The sequence below is a fragment of the Nocardia sp. NPDC050412 genome, assembly GCF_044458825.1.
Taxonomy (GTDB): domain Bacteria; phylum Actinomycetota; class Actinomycetes; order Mycobacteriales; family Mycobacteriaceae; genus Nocardia.
Genome location: NZ_JBITIJ010000005.1, coordinates 151247 through 165252 on the forward strand (window position 1 = coordinate 151247; position 14006 = coordinate 165252).

Annotated in this window: 14 protein-coding genes; 6 read left to right on the plus strand and 8 right to left on the minus strand. The window is 65.9% G+C overall.

Annotated features, from left to right (window positions below):
• Nucleotides 1–123: 123 nt before the first annotated feature.
• On the minus strand, nt 124–459 hold the full coding sequence (locus ACIBI6_RS15150; RefSeq protein ID WP_364345924.1) for an Lsr2 family protein: 336 nt from the start codon (nt 457–459) through the stop codon (nt 124–126).
• 336 nt (nt 460–795) lie between these two features.
• Here ACIBI6_RS15150 and ACIBI6_RS15155 point away from each other — a divergent pair, with 336 nt between their 5' ends.
• Together ACIBI6_RS15155 and ACIBI6_RS15160 are read left to right on the plus strand one after the other, a co-directional pair.
• On the plus strand, nt 796–1608 hold the full coding sequence (locus ACIBI6_RS15155; RefSeq protein WP_364345926.1) for a ParA family protein: 813 nt from the start codon (nt 796–798) through the stop codon (nt 1606–1608).
• Nucleotides 1609–1733: 125 nt separating this feature from the next.
• Nucleotides 1734–3083, plus strand: coding sequence for an FAD-dependent monooxygenase (locus ACIBI6_RS15160; protein WP_364346095.1), 1350 nt, complete (start codon nt 1734–1736; stop codon nt 3081–3083).
• 194 nt (nt 3084–3277) lie between these two features.
• Here the strand turns inward: ACIBI6_RS15160 and ACIBI6_RS15165 are convergent, their stop codons facing one another.
• The 3 genes from ACIBI6_RS15165 to ACIBI6_RS15175 all read right to left on the minus strand — a co-directional run bounded on the left by ACIBI6_RS15165 (nt 3278) and on the right by ACIBI6_RS15175 (nt 6174).
• Nucleotides 3278–4174: an alpha/beta hydrolase gene (locus ACIBI6_RS15165; protein WP_364345928.1), complete on the minus strand. Its 897-nt coding sequence runs from the start codon at nt 4172–4174 to the stop codon at nt 3278–3280.
• A 228-nt stretch (nt 4175–4402) separates the two neighbouring features.
• On the minus strand, nt 4403–5065 hold the full coding sequence (locus ACIBI6_RS15170; RefSeq protein WP_364345930.1) for a response regulator transcription factor: 663 nt from the start codon (nt 5063–5065) through the stop codon (nt 4403–4405).
• Nucleotides 5062–6174, minus strand: coding sequence for a histidine kinase (locus ACIBI6_RS15175; RefSeq protein ID WP_364345932.1), 1113 nt, complete (start codon nt 6172–6174; stop codon nt 5062–5064). Before ACIBI6_RS15175 ends, ACIBI6_RS15170 begins: the two co-directional genes overlap by 4 nt.
• 218 nt (nt 6175–6392) lie before the next feature.
• On the opposite strand from ACIBI6_RS15175, the gene ACIBI6_RS15180 reads away from it, so the two are divergent.
• The gene (locus ACIBI6_RS15180) at nt 6393–6809 is read left to right on the plus strand and encodes a DUF6223 family protein (RefSeq protein ID WP_396956626.1); all 417 of its coding nucleotides are present in this window, start codon (nt 6393–6395) and stop codon (nt 6807–6809) included.
• A gap of 47 nt (nt 6810–6856) precedes the next feature.
• Here the strand turns inward: ACIBI6_RS15180 and ACIBI6_RS15185 are convergent, their stop codons facing one another.
• Complete coding sequence (locus ACIBI6_RS15185) at nt 6857–7060, minus strand: VOC family protein (RefSeq protein WP_396956628.1); 204 nt, start codon at nt 7058–7060, stop codon at nt 6857–6859.
• A gap of 173 nt (nt 7061–7233) precedes the next feature.
• Between ACIBI6_RS15185 and ACIBI6_RS15190 the strand changes: the two genes are divergently transcribed.
• The 3 genes from ACIBI6_RS15190 (at nt 7234) to ACIBI6_RS15200 (ending at nt 10012) form a co-directional block, all read left to right on the plus strand.
• Nucleotides 7234–8268, plus strand: a complete 1035-nt coding sequence (locus tag ACIBI6_RS15190; protein ID WP_396956629.1) for a PucR family transcriptional regulator — start codon at nt 7234–7236, stop codon at nt 8266–8268.
• 102 nt (nt 8269–8370) lie between these two features.
• Nucleotides 8371–9027 (plus strand): PAS and ANTAR domain-containing protein, encoded by a 657-nt coding sequence (locus tag ACIBI6_RS15195; protein ID WP_364346099.1) that lies wholly within the window; start codon nt 8371–8373, stop codon nt 9025–9027.
• Between the two features lie 70 nt (nt 9028–9097).
• A complete protein-coding gene (locus tag ACIBI6_RS15200) occupies nt 9098–10012 on the plus strand; it encodes a serine/threonine-protein kinase (protein WP_364345938.1) in 915 nt (304 codons plus the stop codon).
• 112 nt (nt 10013–10124) lie between these two features.
• On the opposite strand, the gene ACIBI6_RS15205 is transcribed toward ACIBI6_RS15200, so the two are convergent.
• The 3 genes from ACIBI6_RS15205 to ACIBI6_RS15215 form a co-directional block, all read right to left on the minus strand.
• Nucleotides 10125–11027 carry an alpha/beta fold hydrolase gene (locus tag ACIBI6_RS15205; protein WP_396956630.1) on the minus strand — a complete coding sequence of 301 codons (903 nt, stop codon included), beginning with the start codon at nt 11025–11027 and terminating at the stop codon, nt 10125–10127.
• 32 nt (nt 11028–11059) lie between these two features.
• On the minus strand, nt 11060–11992 hold the full coding sequence (locus ACIBI6_RS15210) for an undecaprenyl-diphosphate phosphatase (RefSeq protein WP_396956631.1): 933 nt from the start codon (nt 11990–11992) through the stop codon (nt 11060–11062).
• Between the two features lie 579 nt (nt 11993–12571).
• On the minus strand, nt 12572–13999 hold the full coding sequence (locus ACIBI6_RS15215) for an aspartate ammonia-lyase (protein WP_364345944.1): 1428 nt from the start codon (nt 13997–13999) through the stop codon (nt 12572–12574).
• Between the last annotated feature and the right edge of the window lie 7 nt (nt 14000–14006).

Consider the following 14006-nt stretch of genomic DNA (forward strand, 5'->3'; position numbering starts at 1 on the left):
TGACGCGGCCGGGGGTGGTCGGCCGGTTGGCCCCGCACTGCTGTTTGCTCGCGAATCCGCGATTCGCTGGCAGTGCTCCGACGAGCAGTGCGGGGCCTCCCTTTTCCGGCGTCGCGGACGCGATCAGGCGTTGGCCTTCTCGTACGCCTGGGCTACTTCTGCTGAAATCCGTCCGCGGGCTGACACCGCGATGCCTTTGGCGCGGGCCCAGTCGCGGATGGCGACGGTGCGAGCGCGGTCGTGCGCCGTGCGCGAGGCCTGGCTCTTGCTCCGAGATGTGCGGCCGAGCTTGCGAGCGTTCGAGGTCCAGGGCTCGAAGATGCCGCGCAGCTGACCAGCATTGGTGGTGGATAGGTCGATCTCGTATTCGACGCCGTCGAGGGCGAAGGCCACTGTTTCCTCGGCAGCGGATTTGCCGTCGAAGTCATCGACGAGCGTCACAACGACCTTGCGTGCCATGGGCATTCCTTTTCCTGGGGGACAGCGGGCAGAGGATCGTGAGTAGAGGATGGTGATCATAACGAGCGGCCGAACAACCAGCGAAGCTGCCCCGAATCGAACCTGGACCTGCGTACTCCCTGGGATACCTTCCAGGCGAGACGGTTTCGACCAAACGGTCGGTTCAGTGAATTTTCAGCGATCTATGTCCTGATCCTTGGCGATCCAGGACTCATGTGGGGTTTGTTGTTCGTTTCCCGACATGAACCGCTAATCTGGCGACATGTTGGCAAACTATCTGCGGCGAGTTGACCTGCCCGGCTCAGAGATGCAGACGAGCCGAAGCGTTTGCGAATCGTGAGTGCGGTCAATGCCTCCGAACTCTCGGCGCCCCGTGCTGAAGCGCAGGTCGTCGCCCTGTGCAATCAGAAGGGTGGCGTCGGCAAGACCACCTCGACCATCAATCTGGGCGCCGCGCTGGCCGAATGCGGTCGGCGGGTGCTGCTCGTCGACCTCGATCCGCAGGGCGCGTTGTCCGCGGGGTTGGGTGCCGTACTGAACGACCTGCCATCGACGGTGTACGACCTGCTGGGGGGATCGGGAAAGCTGATCGACGAGGTGCTGATCAAAACTCACCTCGACAATGTCGATCTGCTGCCGAGCAATATCGATCTGTCCGCGGCGGAGATTCGGTTGGTCAACGAGGTCGGCCGGGAACATTCGCTGCGGCGGGTACTCGACCCGATTCGGGACCGCTACGACTACATACTCATCGACTGTCAGCCATCCTTGAGCCTGCTCACCGTGAACGCGCTGGCCTGTGCGGACGGTGTGATCGTCCCGATGGAATGCGAGTTCTTCTCGCTGCGCGGGGTCGCGCTGCTCACCGACACCATGGACAAGGTCCGGGACCGGCTGAACCCGCGGCTGAGCCTGTTCGGCATCGTGGTCACGATGTTCGATCAGCGCCTGCTGCATTCGCGTCAGGTACTGGCCAGGGTTGCCGAAGTCTTCGGCGACCAGGTCTACGACACGGTGATATCGCGGACGGTCCGCTTCCCCGACGCCAGTGTTGCCGGTGAACCCATCACCACCTGGGCACCACGATCCGCCGGCGCCGAGCAATACCGGGCCTTGGCTCGCGAGGTCATCCACCGATCCGGCCGCTGACACCGCGTCCACGAGGTGCACGACCACGCCGGACCGGGGTAGGGTCGCCGTGCTCTGCCCGCGATCGACCCACTTCGGACGACGCGGGCACCCGTCACACCGACGAGGAGGACCCCGTGAGCCAGATGGGTAACCGCCGCGCCGGGGACCATGCGGTGGTGCTCGGTGGCGGGATCGCGGGTCTATTCGCGGCCCGTATTCTGGCCGACCACTATGCGGCCGTGACCGTCATCGAGCGAGATCGGTTGTCGGAAGCCGAAACGAAACGTCGCGGCACTCCGCAATCGCGACATTCCCACGGCCTGTTGATGCGGGCCGCCGAGATTGCCGAGTCCCGGTTTCCCGGCCTGACCGATGAGCTGATCACCGATGGCGCGAAGGCCGTCAGCGCATTCGACGATTTCCGGGCGATCTTCTTCGGAAACGTCCTGCATCGAGCTGAATTGGGCAGAACCTCCGTTGCCGCCAGCCGACCGTTTCTGGAATCGCATGTGCGTGCCCGGGTATCGGCGCTGTCGAATGTGACGATATGGGACGACGCGGTCGTAGCCGACCTGATCGCCTCCGATACCGGCGTCGGCGGAGTTCGGGTGCTGCGCCGGGAGACCGACGGCGAACCGGAGCCGGTCCATGCCGATCTGGTGGTCGATGCGATGGGCCGGGGTTCGCGAGCCGGGTCCTGGCTCGCGTCGCTGGGGTACCCACGTCCGCGCGAAGATCAGGTGCCCGTCGATATCGGCTATGCCACTTGTCATTTCCGCCTGCCGCTGGATGCTGTCGGCGGCGATCGGATCGTCCTGGTCGGGCCGATGCCGAGCCGACCGCGCGGGTTCGGGTTCGCGGCGCAGGAGGGGGACTTGTGGGTGCTCTCGGCGTTCGGCGTCGGGAAGGAGAATCACCCGCCGGCGGGTCCGGGCGAACTGCTGGACTACGCCGCGGAATTCGCACCCGACGATGTCGCTACCGTGCTGCGGTCGGCGACTCCCGTCGACGACGTAGCGACCTACCGGTTCCGCACGGCCGTTCGGCGTCGGTATGAACTGCTGGATCGTGTTCCGGGCGCAATGCTCTCGATCGGCGATGCGGTATGCAGTTTCAATCCCATCTACGGCAGCGGCATGACCGTCGCGGCCATCGCGGCCGATCTGCTCGATGACGTCCTCCAGGAGGGCACCGACGATCTGCCACGCCGTTACTATCGCCGCATCGGCCGCATGCTGCGCACCCCGTGGTGGCTGACAAAGGTCAGTGATATGACCATGCCGCCGGTCGCCCTCGGCTCACCAGGGGTGAAATCACTTGCACATTCGGGCTTGAACAGGATGTTCCGAGCGGCTGCGGACGATCCGGCGACCGCCGCGAAATTCCTCGATGTACTGAACATGACCAAATCCCCGCTGCACATGTTCGATCCACGTGTCGCCGCGGCGACAATGGGGTTGCATCGTCTTCGAGGACGACCTACCTCCGCATAGCCGAATCGAGCTGTTGCGTCGCGGCTTTGCCATGGCCTGCCGTGCGATTCGTTCCGTGCGGGGCTGGGCAACGCTGGTCTCTACCGGTCGCGTGCAACGGTGTTCCGTTCGGACGCGACGGCAGATGATCGCCGAGACCATCGAATGGCACCAGCGTTACCCGCACTTGGCCGAAGAAGTCGCCCGCAGTCGGACTACTCGGCCAACGCGCGCCGCAGAGCTCCCGCCAGTTCGGCGTTCTGCCGCTGTGAAACCTCCGCGGACAAGATCGCCTGCGAGCCATGGAACGTGCCCGGCCACTGGTGCAGTTCGACCGATACCCCGGCCGCCATCAGGCGCAGTGCGTAGTCGATATCTTCGTCGCGGTTCGGGCAGAATTCCGCGGCGGCGATGTAAGCGGGTGGCAGGCCGGACAGATCGGTGGCCCGCGCCGGGGCGGCGTACGGCGTGGCGGGCATGGAACCCAGGTAGTACGCCCACATTTGCGCGACCTTGTCGCGAGTCACGAACGGGGTATCGGTGAAATTCCGCTGCGACCACGTCTGCTGCCGGTCATCGAGTCCGGCCTGGTGGAGCAGCTGGAAGCGGATCGGCGGCCCCTGCTCGTCGCGCGCCCGCAACGCCACCGCGGCCGCGAGACCCGCGCCCGCGCTGTGGCCGCCGATCGCGATGCGCGTCGGATCGATGCCGAGTTCGGTTGTGTGTTCGGCGGTCCAGTTCAGCACCGCGTAGATGTCATCGTGTGCGGCGGGGAACGGGTTTTCGGGGGCCAGTCGGTAGCCCACGGAGATCACGGTCGCGCCGGAGCCGTTGGCGAGCATCGTGGCCCACGGATGTTCGGTGTCGAGATCACCCATCACGAATCCGCCGCCGTGCAGCCACACGATGGCGCCCTGGGCCCGGTGTGGACGATAGATCCGCACCGGCACATCGGGATCGGCTGGGACCGTGCGGGTTTCGATCTCCAGGTTCGCGGTGTCGGTAACCGGTACCGCGGCGGCCAACTCGGCGAGCTGTTTACGCGCGGTGGGCGGATCGGACAGGTCGGACGGCGGGAACAGCGACAGGAACGGTTCGAGTTCGGGATCCATGACAGCTATCCTCGCGATTCGCCCCGCCGAGATCATCCGCCAACCGTCGGGCATTCCAGCCCTGTTCCGCGACGAGCGCCGCATATCCGACCTCCGCCGAGGAGAAATAGGCACGGATGCCTCGGCTGCCGAAAGCTCCGAAGGCATGGCGAAGCACAGTTTGTGATGCTTGCCAGGCGTCAGCAAGCGGTTCATCGGCGGGGCATGCCTGCACTCGGACCGTGGATGTCAGGAGTTGCGCGGTGCTACCAGGCCGGATTCGTACGCGAGGACAACCAGTTGGGCGCGGTCGCGGGCGTGGAGCTTGGTCATGGCTCGGTTGATGTGGGTTTTCGCGGTCAGCGGAGTGATCACCATGCGCTCGGCGATCTCGTCGTTGGACAGGCCGTGCGCGACCAGGGCTACGGCCTCGCGTTCGCGATTGGTCAATTCTTTCAGCCCCGTGTCGGCGCCGGTGTCGAGTTGCTGGGTGACGTACCGGTTGATCAGTCGGCGGGTAATCGATGGTGCGAGCAGGGCGTCGCCGCGTGCGGCGACACGTACGGAGTGCAGGAAGTCTTCCGGCTCGATGTCCTTGACGAGGAATCCGGCCGCACCGGCGCGCAACGCGTCGAAGACGTATTCGTCCAAGCCGTAGTTGGTCAGGATGACGACGTGCATCCCGGCCAGGGTCGGGTCCGCGGCGATCCGCCGGGTTGCCTCGATGCCGTCCATGACCGGCATCTGAATGTCGATGAGCGCGATGTCAGGCAAGTATTGTCTGGCCAGCGCCAGGCCCTCGGTCCCGTCGGTGGCCTCGGCCACCACCTCTATGTCGTCCTCGAGGTCGAGTAGTGCACGGAATCCGCTCCGAATGAGCGGCTGGTCGTCGACCAGCAGGACCCGGATCATGACGTTCGGTCCACAGGGAGTTCGGCGTGTACGGAGAAACCGCCCGTGGTGCGCGGTGCCGCCCGCAGGCGACCGCCGAGAGCGGTGACTCGCTCGCGCATCCCGAGCAGCCCGACGCCGGGGACCGGCACGGTATCCATCGTGGCCTTGCCGTCGTCATCGACCCGTATGACCAGGGCGTCGGGACGGTAGTCGATCCGGACCGACGCCGTCGCGGCGGCGGCGTGACGGGCGATATTGGTCAGTGACTCCTGAACGATCCGGTAGCCGGTCCGGTCCACTGCGGTCGGCACCTCCTGGCGTTCTCCCTGGATCGTGAGCGTCGCGTCCAAACCGGTCGTGCGTACCCGTTCTACCAGTTCAGGGACATGGTCGAGCCCGTGCTGCGGGCTGTTGCCGTCGTCTCGTAGCGCCTCGAGGGTCGCTCGCAGTTCCCTGGCCGCCTCCCGACCGGCCTGCCGGATCGCTAGTAGCGCTTCCGGGACTTCTTCGCCTCGCTTGCGGGCCACGTGGACGGCGGCCTCGGATTGCACTTTGATGACCGAGATCTGGTGGGTGAGCGAATCGTGCAGTTCCCGCGCGATGTGCAGCCGTTCCTCGTCGGCGCGGCGCCGCGCGGTCGCCTCGCGGGTGCGCTCGGCTTCATCCGCTCGCCGTTCGGCTTGGCGCAGCGCTTCCCCCGCGGCGCCGGCCGCGATCAGCCAGGCCAATTGGAGGGCATCCCGGGCCTGCGTGAATGCCGCGCCCACGGGCCAGTCGGGGTGCGAGGCCAGCATCGCGAACGGGAGCGTAGCCACCATGAGCACCGAACCCGCCACCGCGACGAGGCGGTGTCCCGCTCGTACCGTGGCATACACGGCGACCAGATACGCGACGGCGGGCACCTCGAAACCGATTGCCTGGTAACCCAGTACGCATAACCCGGTCACGGCCAGTACGGTGATCGGAGCCCAGCGGTGCGCTGCCAGCACCAGACCGCCGATTATCAACAGCGTGTAGCCCAGCGCGTCGAGTTTCGTGGGCGGGTGTTGCCCGGACAGCGAGGTGACCAGCAGGACGGCAGCTACACCGACGGCGATCGCCCGGTCTCCGATCCCTCCGCTGCTCATGCGTGCAACCCTAGCCGGACAGTCGCGCGGGCAACTCCTGCTCGCGGATGATCGGCCGCCTACCGCGCCCGCGGTATTTTCTCGGCACTCTACGACGTCCGCAGCACTCTGCTACGGCAACGGTGGTAGCGCGAATTGTCTACGCCCGCAGGATGATCGGCGGTAGATCCAGCGGACATGATGAATCGACGTCCAGTCGTTCGACAAAGGAGCACCCCATGTCCGTCCGTCATCTGCCTGCCGCTGTAGCAGCCGCCATGCTCGCAGGTTTCGCACTTGCCGCACCGGCGGCCGCACAGGTCTCGGTCGAGTCCGCCGCCGCTACCGGCATGACCTCCGGGCGAATCGGGCCCTCCCTGACCGCGTTGGTGGCGCTGGCCGGTGTCGTCATCGGTGGGCTGGCGCTGGCCCGCTCCGCCAGTCGTATCGGCACCGGCAACAGGGGAAGAAGGGCCATTGTTGCTCTGGTGTCGGGGCTGATCGGCGTGGTCGTAGGTGGGGTCTTAGCGGCCACCGCCGACGGTGGTCCCGGCACCGGCAACGGGATAGTGGGGTCCTGGGCGGCCATGGTGTTGGGGCTGATCAGCCTGGTCCTCGGCGGCCTGGCGCTGGTCCGCTCCCGCCGCAGCGCCTGATCGGTGTGGATTCGCGCGACTGCGGCGATCGTGCCCTTCGTGGAAGGTCACCGGGCAGCGGGCTGGAACAGTTCGACGAGGTTTCCGGCGGGGTCGAAGAGCAGGATCTGTTGGCCTCCTGGGCCGGTGACGATGCGGTTGCGGAATGTCACACCGGCTGCCTGCAGGCGTTCGACCTCTGCGGCGATGTCGTCGACGATGAGGTGGATTCGGTTCCAACCACCGGGCTCGGGGCGGGCTCCGTCGGGCATCGGGCGGGCTCCGGAGCTGGTGGGTCCGCTCAGCGGTGACCGCGAACGTCACGAATGCCGACTCCTTCGTGACGCGATGGCATCAGCGCACTGGCCGGCCGCGAAATGGCGCCTGACCTGGACTCACCGGACTCGAGGACAGCCATTGGGGGAATCGCGGATAGCCTCCAGACATGGATGCCTTGGTGGTCCGATTGTCGCAGTTGGACGTGGAAGCGGAAGGCGCGCTGCGTGTCGTGATGTTCTACGACACCCTCATGCGCCGACGGGTGGATCTCCCGGCGCTCGCGCGGGCCTCGGCCGTCCTGGCCGAGTGTGTTACCGGGATTCGGCTGCACGGCACGGGACGAGTGATCCGGTGTGCACCCGACGGACGGGAAGTGTCGGGTCCGCCGCCGTCTGCGTCCACCACGGGGCCGATCATCCTCGACGAGGAGGAGATCGGCACGGTGTGGCTGGAACGCACCGGTACCTCCCGCTCGCTCGACGACCTGCTATTGGAGCGGCTCGCCATTGCGGCGGCGGCGGTCGTCGAGCGGTACGGACCGGCACGCACGACCATGGCCGATCCTGCCCTGGTCGAGCTGGTTATCAGCGTCGACAGTGACGAGGCGGCCAGGGCTCGGGCGTTGCGGCTCTTGGGTTTTGCCGCCGACCTGCCGGTGCGCGTCGTGGCCGTCCGGTCCCAGCTTCCGCTCGACCACGTCGGTGTTCTGATCTGTCCGGGCCGTCCGGTGAAGGCGGCACCGCTGGCCGACGTCGGCGTCATCCTGGCCACCACAGTGGACCCGGCTCGGTTTCCAGCAGGCGTACGCGCGGGCATCGGAGCGGCCGGTCGGCCCGACAGGTCCTGGCGGCAAGCCCGCACCGCACTGCGCTTCGCCACGGCACGTAGTCCGATTGTCCCCCACGACGACCTCGGAGCGTTGGCCTTGCTCGCGCAGGTACCCCAGGATGCCGTGCGCGACAACGCCGATGTCGCCGCGATCACCCGAATAGCGAGCACCCCGGAGGATCTGGAGACACTCGACGCCTACTGTGCCACCGGCTCGCTGCGTCGGGCGGCCGCGTTGTTGCACCTGCACCACAGCAGCGTCGCCCGCCGGCTCGAACAGATCGAAAAGATGACGGGTATCGAACTGGCCGAACCCACCGGACTACTACGGGCCAGGCTCGCACTCACGGCATGGCGCCTGCTCGACGAGTGACGTCGACCAGCAGCTATGCGGGGATGAATTCACTGATCACAAGCGTGCGAGCGGCGGCGTATCGGCCATAATTGCTTGGTGACCCCTTCGCCTGGATCTTCGATCGACGATAGCGCGGCCGCGTCGCCCCGACTGGCGGGTGCGCGATCCGCGGTCGGTAGTTTCCGCTTCTGGTTCGCCAGCCGCCGCTGGGAGTGGTCGCCGGAGGTGTACCGGATGCACGGCTACCGGCCCGGGGAAATCGAGCCGACCACCGAATTGCTATTGGCCCACAAGCATCCTGACGACCGCGAACCGGTTGCCGAACGCATCGCCCATTCCATCGATAGTGGTGAGCCGTTCTCCAGCCGCCACCGGTTCATCGACACCTCTGGTGGCGAACACAATGTCATGGTCGTCGCGGACCGAATTCTCGACGACGAAGGCCAACCGGTTGGCACGACGGGTTTCTATATCGACCTCAGCGCCACCCTCGCCGAAGCCGAACGTGAAGCGCTCGAGGTGCGTTTGCCGGAACTGATCGAGTCGCGTGCGGTGATCGAACAAGCCAAGGGCGTGCTGATGCGGCTGTACGGGATCAGTGCCGAGCAGGCGTTCAAGGTGCTCATCTGGCGTTCGCAGGAAACCAATATCAAGCTGCGCGTGCTGGCCGAACAACTGATCACCGAGTTGTGTACCTTACCCGCGCCCGAACCCGCGACCGTCGCCACCTTCGATCACATTCTGCTGACCCTGCACGAGCGCATACCCAAGGACTGACCGCATCCGATTTCCCAGCAGCGAGAGGTTGCGCCACCGATGCCGGGCGTCGGCGAACTACGGTGTGGCGGTGGTAGTGGAACCGAATGACCGGTTTGCTGGATTCGTTGTGCAGGCTCGGCTTGGTCATGGCGGTAGCAGCGATGTGTATCTGGCCGAGGATTCGGAACGGTCGCGGCCGGTATCGCTGAAGATTCTGGGCCCTGAGGACAGCCGGTCACCCGAGGCGCGAGCGCGATTCGTGCACGAGTTCGACATCCTGTCGGTGCTACGGCATCCCAATATCGTGCGGATGTACACGCACGGTGAAACCGACGGCAGGCTGTGGTCGGCGCACGAGTACGTCGCCGGCGCAACGGGTTCGACATTGGTGCCGATGCCGCACCGACATCCGGACCTGCGGCGGGTGCTGCATGTGCTGGGCCGGGTCGCGGCCGGTTTGGATTTCGTGCACGCCAACGACATAGTCCATCTCGACGTCAAACCGGCGAATCTATTGGTGGGTGTGGACGATCCCGCGACGGTGAAACTTTCGGATTTCGACCAGGCCCGATGGCTGCACCGGCCGGAACCGCCCTTGGCCAGTAACGGTTTCGTCGTCGTCTCGGTGCCGTATGCCGCGCCGGAGCTGTTGCGGGCGGGCGCCGTATGCCCGGCGACGGACCAGTACGCGCTGATCGCTACCGCGATCGAACTGCTCACCGGCCGCCCGCCGTTCCCTCGCGGAAATCTCATGGCCACCGCGCAGGCCCACCTGCACGACGCGCCGCCGGATATCTCCGCGCGCCGACACTGGATCCCCGCCGAGGTCGACACGATCGTGCACCGTTCGCTCGCAAAGGATCCGAGCGCCCGCTACACCACCTGCACCGAACCCATCAGCCTGCTCACCGAGGCTCTCCACGCCGCCGCCGACACCCCGCCACGCAGTCCCTTCCGGAACCGCCTGAACGCCGCGTTCGCCCGATCGGCGCTTCGCCGGTAGCGATATGTATGTTCCCGCCGCGGCATACGGGATCGGCATGGGGCTGCGGCGCCGGTCATGACATTGACAGCGCTCGACTCGAATAAGTTCAATCCGAACGCGCCGAAATATTTCATTCAGCGGGGAAGGCGAAGTCACGGATGAGGGCCGCGAGTTCGAGGGGGCGGTCGCCTTGGACCGAGTGTCCGGCGCCGTCGACGATCGCGACCCGTGCGCCGGGGCGGCGGCGGAGCAGTTCCGCGACGTCGGCGTCGTCGACGACCGGTGAGCGTGCGCCGCGTACGAGCAGCAACGGTGCTTGTACGGCGGAGACGTCGTCCCAAAGGGGGCTGAAGTCGAGCGAGCCGTCGGCGGTCGGGCGAAGTCGGTCGTAGCGCCAAATCCAGCGGCCGTCATCCCGCTGGCGCGCGTTGTGTAGCACTCCGCGCCGCAGCGACTGGACCGACCGGCCCGGATTGTGTGCGACGGTACGCTCGAGGATCTCGTCGAAGGAGCCGAAGTCGGTGGGGCCGTTGACGAATGCGACTATCGCCGCGGTCTTGTGCGGGTTGTCGCTGGTGCCGGGGGTGACGTCCACGACGATCAGGCGGCGCACCAGAGCCGGGCGGCCCGCGGCGAGTCGCAGTGCGGTCAGCCCACCGAGGGACATGCCGATGACCGCCTTCGCCTGCGGCGCCACGGTTTCGACAGCGGCGGCGACCGCGTCGGCCAGCCGGTGTGGCGTGTACAGGTGATCTGGCCACCAGTCGGAATGGCCGTGACCGGGCAGGTCGAACGCGATGAGGGGGCGATCCAGCGCCAGTGCCACGGTGTCCCAGGTGTGCGCGTTCTGCGCGCCACCGTGCAGAAGCACCATCTCCGGCTCGCCGTCACCCCAGCGCAGGCCACTGATGTGGCGACCGGAGCCGATGTCGACCGAGAACCGTTGCACCTGTGGCGGACCGGACCAGGCCAGCCCGGCCTCGGCCGCATTCTCGGCGAACAGTCCGAATTCGTCATAGGTCGGTGTTGTCATCTGAGTTCGAAACCTGTTTGTCGAATATGGATTCAGCTGAAGTGGATGATCGAGAGCAGTCCCACGACCAGTGAGTACGTTGCGAACGGTAGCAGGGTGCGAGTTTGGAAGTGCCGCTCGAGGTAGCGCACGGCCAGCCAGGACGATGTGCCCGACACGATCGCGCCGACGAGAACCGGCCCTCGGATGCCGTCGGTTTCCGGTCCGAACAGCTCCGGTATTTCCACGATCCCGGCGCCCAGGATTGCCGGAGTGGCAAGCAGGAAGGCGAATTTGGCCGCGTGCGTGTGTTCGAGACCGCGCCACAGTCCGCCGACCATGGTCAGGCCCGCGCGGCTGAACCCGGTCAGCAGGGCGCCGGCTTGGGCGAATCCGATACCGACGGCATCGCGCGCCCCGAGGGCGGCCAGCCGCCGGTCCGTTTGGCGGGCTGGATGCGATGCGGCGGTGAGGGCGAAACGTCGCCCATATTCCGCCAGCGTCGGCTCGTTGCGTCGGCGCAGCCCCTCACCGATTACCAGCACGACGCCATTGAGAGTCAGGAAGATGGCCGCGTCGATGGGCCCCTCGAACAGTGCGTGTAGCAGATGCACGAGCAGCGGCCCGAGGATGGCGACCGGCGTGGAGGCGATCACGATCAGCCACGCCAATCGCTGCGGAACGGTATCGAGTTGCCTGGTGCGCAGCGACGTGACGAAACCGGAGATTATCGAGCACCAGTCGCGCCAGTAATACCCGAGCAACGCCACAGCGGTCGCCACGTGTAGCGCGACCACGAACGCGAGATAGGGATTGCCTGCGCCGGAGTCGTTCTGGACCAATAACTTCCGCCAATCACCTCCCACCCATGCGGCGATCAGCACGGAGTGACCGAGGCTGGAGATCGGGAACAGCTCGGTGACCCCCTGCACCGCACCGATAACAGTCGCTTCAAGATAGGTGATCATCGCGGACGATTCTTGCATGTGCGCGACGGTCCTTCCGGCTGGGAGTATCACCTACCGATTTGTCCGAATACCGGTTGCAGCAGCACCTTTCGGGAGTGGGCTCGGACCCGGACTGTGCGACATCGTCCTGCGACATTCGCCGGATTCGCGCTGTTCGGCTGTGGGTGGGCACGACTGGAGTCCGCTGTGCCGTGATGGCCGGTACCGCTGGCAAGATCATGTACGGAAATGCCTGCGGTGCCCAGCAATTCGTCGGCGAGTGTCGAGCGAACTTCGTCCCCTAGCTCGAGGGGCGAGGTGCCTTCGGGCAGAGCGGGTTTCGACTTCGCGCGGGGAGGCTTGCGAGGATGCCGACGGTCTCGTCCAGCGCGCTGGGCCGTTGGGACCGGGAACAGCGGCCATGCGGCGGAATATTTTTGACCCGCCCGGCAACACACCGTGTTGCCGGGCGAGTTCCTTCCCCGTTCGCTGCGCGAACGCCGCCACGTCGCGCAGCGCTGCAATGTTAGCCCAACTGGCACGCATATCTATGTCGCCACGCCGATGTCGGCGTGTTCGGCGTGTTGCATGCCGAACCGTAGACCGGACGAGGCGCCACTACTGCGCCGCAGCAGCTTCGGTTGCCGGAGTCGGCAGTCCGGCGAGGCGGTGCGGTGCCAGTAGGGATTTCACGGTTTCGGCTGGCAATAGGCCGAGCTCGGTGGCGATTTCCTCGACCGGGCGGCCGGTGTGCAAGGCCTGCTTCGCGATTCGGGCGCTGGCGGCGTAGCCGATGTGGGGGGTGAGGGCCGTGACGATACCGATGGAGCGGCGCACGCCCTGTTCCAGGTGGTCGCGGTGGGCAGTGATTCCCGCGACGCATCTGGTTGCGAGAGTGTCGATGGCGGCAGTGAGATGCGCGGTGGTGCGCAGCAGGCTGTAGGCGATGATCGGCTCGAAGGCGTTGAGCTGGAGCTGGCCCGCCTCGGCGGCCATGGTGACAGTCATATCGTTGCCGATGACCGCGAATGCGACCTGGTTGACGACCTCCGGGATTACCGGATTGACCTTGCCCGGCATGATCGATGATCCGGCTTGTACTGGGGGAAGGGAGATTTCCCCCAGACCCGTCGTCGGTCCCGAGGACATGAGCCGCAGGTCGTTGCAGATCTTGGACAGTTTGACCGCGACGCGTTTGACGATGCCGGAGATCTGCACGAACGCACCGCAATCCTGGGTGGCTTCGATGAGGTCGGCGGCCGAGGACACCGGAATCCGAGTGATGTCGGCGAGATGGGTGCAGGCCAGCGCCGGATAATCCGGATGGCCGTTGATGCCGGTCCCGATCGCGGTGCCGCCGAGATTGCATTCGCGCAGTAGCGCGGTGCCCTCGTCGAGGCGGGCGCAGTCCTCGCGCATCATGATCGCGAAGGTGCCGAACTCCTGCCCGAGCGTCATGGGTACGGCATCCTGGAGCTGGGTGCGACCCATCTTGATTACGTCGGCGAATTCGATTGCCTTGCTGTCGAATTCGGTCGCTAGACGGCTCAATGCCGCGATCAGATCGTGAATGTGGTGCACGATGGCGAGCTTCACCGCGGTCGGGTAGACGTCATTGGTCGACTGGCCCAGATTCACATGATCGAGCGGATTCAGTTCGGTGTAGCCGCCGCGGTCGTGGCCGAGCAGCTCCAGTGCGCGGTTGGCGATGACCTCGTTGGCATTCATATTCGTCGAGGTACCGGCCCCACCCTGAATGGGATCGATGGGGAATTGGTCGTGCAATGCGCCAGCGCGGATCTCGTCGCAGGCCGCATCGATAGCTTCGGCACGGCGGGAATCGAGTAGGCCGAGGTCCCGGTTGGCGCGGCAGGCGGCCTGTTTGACGGCGGCGAGCGCGGTGATCAGTGCCGGGTAATTCCCGATGCGGTCGCCGGTGATAGCGAAATTGTCCAGTGCGCGCGCGGTGTGGACGCCCCAGTAGGCCTCGCGTGGTACCGCGCGGGTGCCGAGGGAATCGCGTTCGGTGCGAGTGCTTTCGGTCATCGGATTC

Bases quoted from the DNA above. Each gene is read 5' to 3' on its own strand.
- ACIBI6_RS15215 (WP_364345944.1), bottom strand. From the start codon at position 13,999: ATGACCGAAAGCACTCGCACCGAACGCGATTCCCTCGGCACCCGCGCG.
- ACIBI6_RS15170 (WP_364345930.1), bottom strand. From the start codon at position 5,065: ATGATCCGGGTCCTGCTGGTCGACGACCAGCCGCTCATTCGGAGCGGA.
- ACIBI6_RS15190 (WP_396956629.1), top strand. From the start codon at position 7,234: ATGGATGCCTTGGTGGTCCGATTGTCGCAGTTGGACGTGGAAGCGGAA.
- ACIBI6_RS15210 (WP_396956631.1), bottom strand. From the start codon at position 11,992: ATGCAAGAATCGTCCGCGATGATCACCTATCTTGAAGCGACTGTTATC.
- ACIBI6_RS15160 (WP_364346095.1), top strand. From the start codon at position 1,734: ATGGGTAACCGCCGCGCCGGGGACCATGCGGTGGTGCTCGGTGGCGGG.
- ACIBI6_RS15180 (WP_396956626.1), top strand. From the start codon at position 6,393: ATGTCCGTCCGTCATCTGCCTGCCGCTGTAGCAGCCGCCATGCTCGCA.
- ACIBI6_RS15165 (WP_364345928.1), bottom strand. From the start codon at position 4,174: ATGGATCCCGAACTCGAACCGTTCCTGTCGCTGTTCCCGCCGTCCGAC.
- ACIBI6_RS15185 (WP_396956628.1), bottom strand. From the start codon at position 7,060: ATGCCCGACGGAGCCCGCCCCGAGCCCGGTGGTTGGAACCGAATCCAC.
- ACIBI6_RS15150 (WP_364345924.1), bottom strand. From the start codon at position 459: ATGGCACGCAAGGTCGTTGTGACGCTCGTCGATGACTTCGACGGCAAA.
- ACIBI6_RS15175 (WP_364345932.1), bottom strand. From the start codon at position 6,174: ATGAGCAGCGGAGGGATCGGAGACCGGGCGATCGCCGTCGGTGTAGCT.
- ACIBI6_RS15205 (WP_396956630.1), bottom strand. From the start codon at position 11,027: ATGACAACACCGACCTATGACGAATTCGGACTGTTCGCCGAGAATGCG.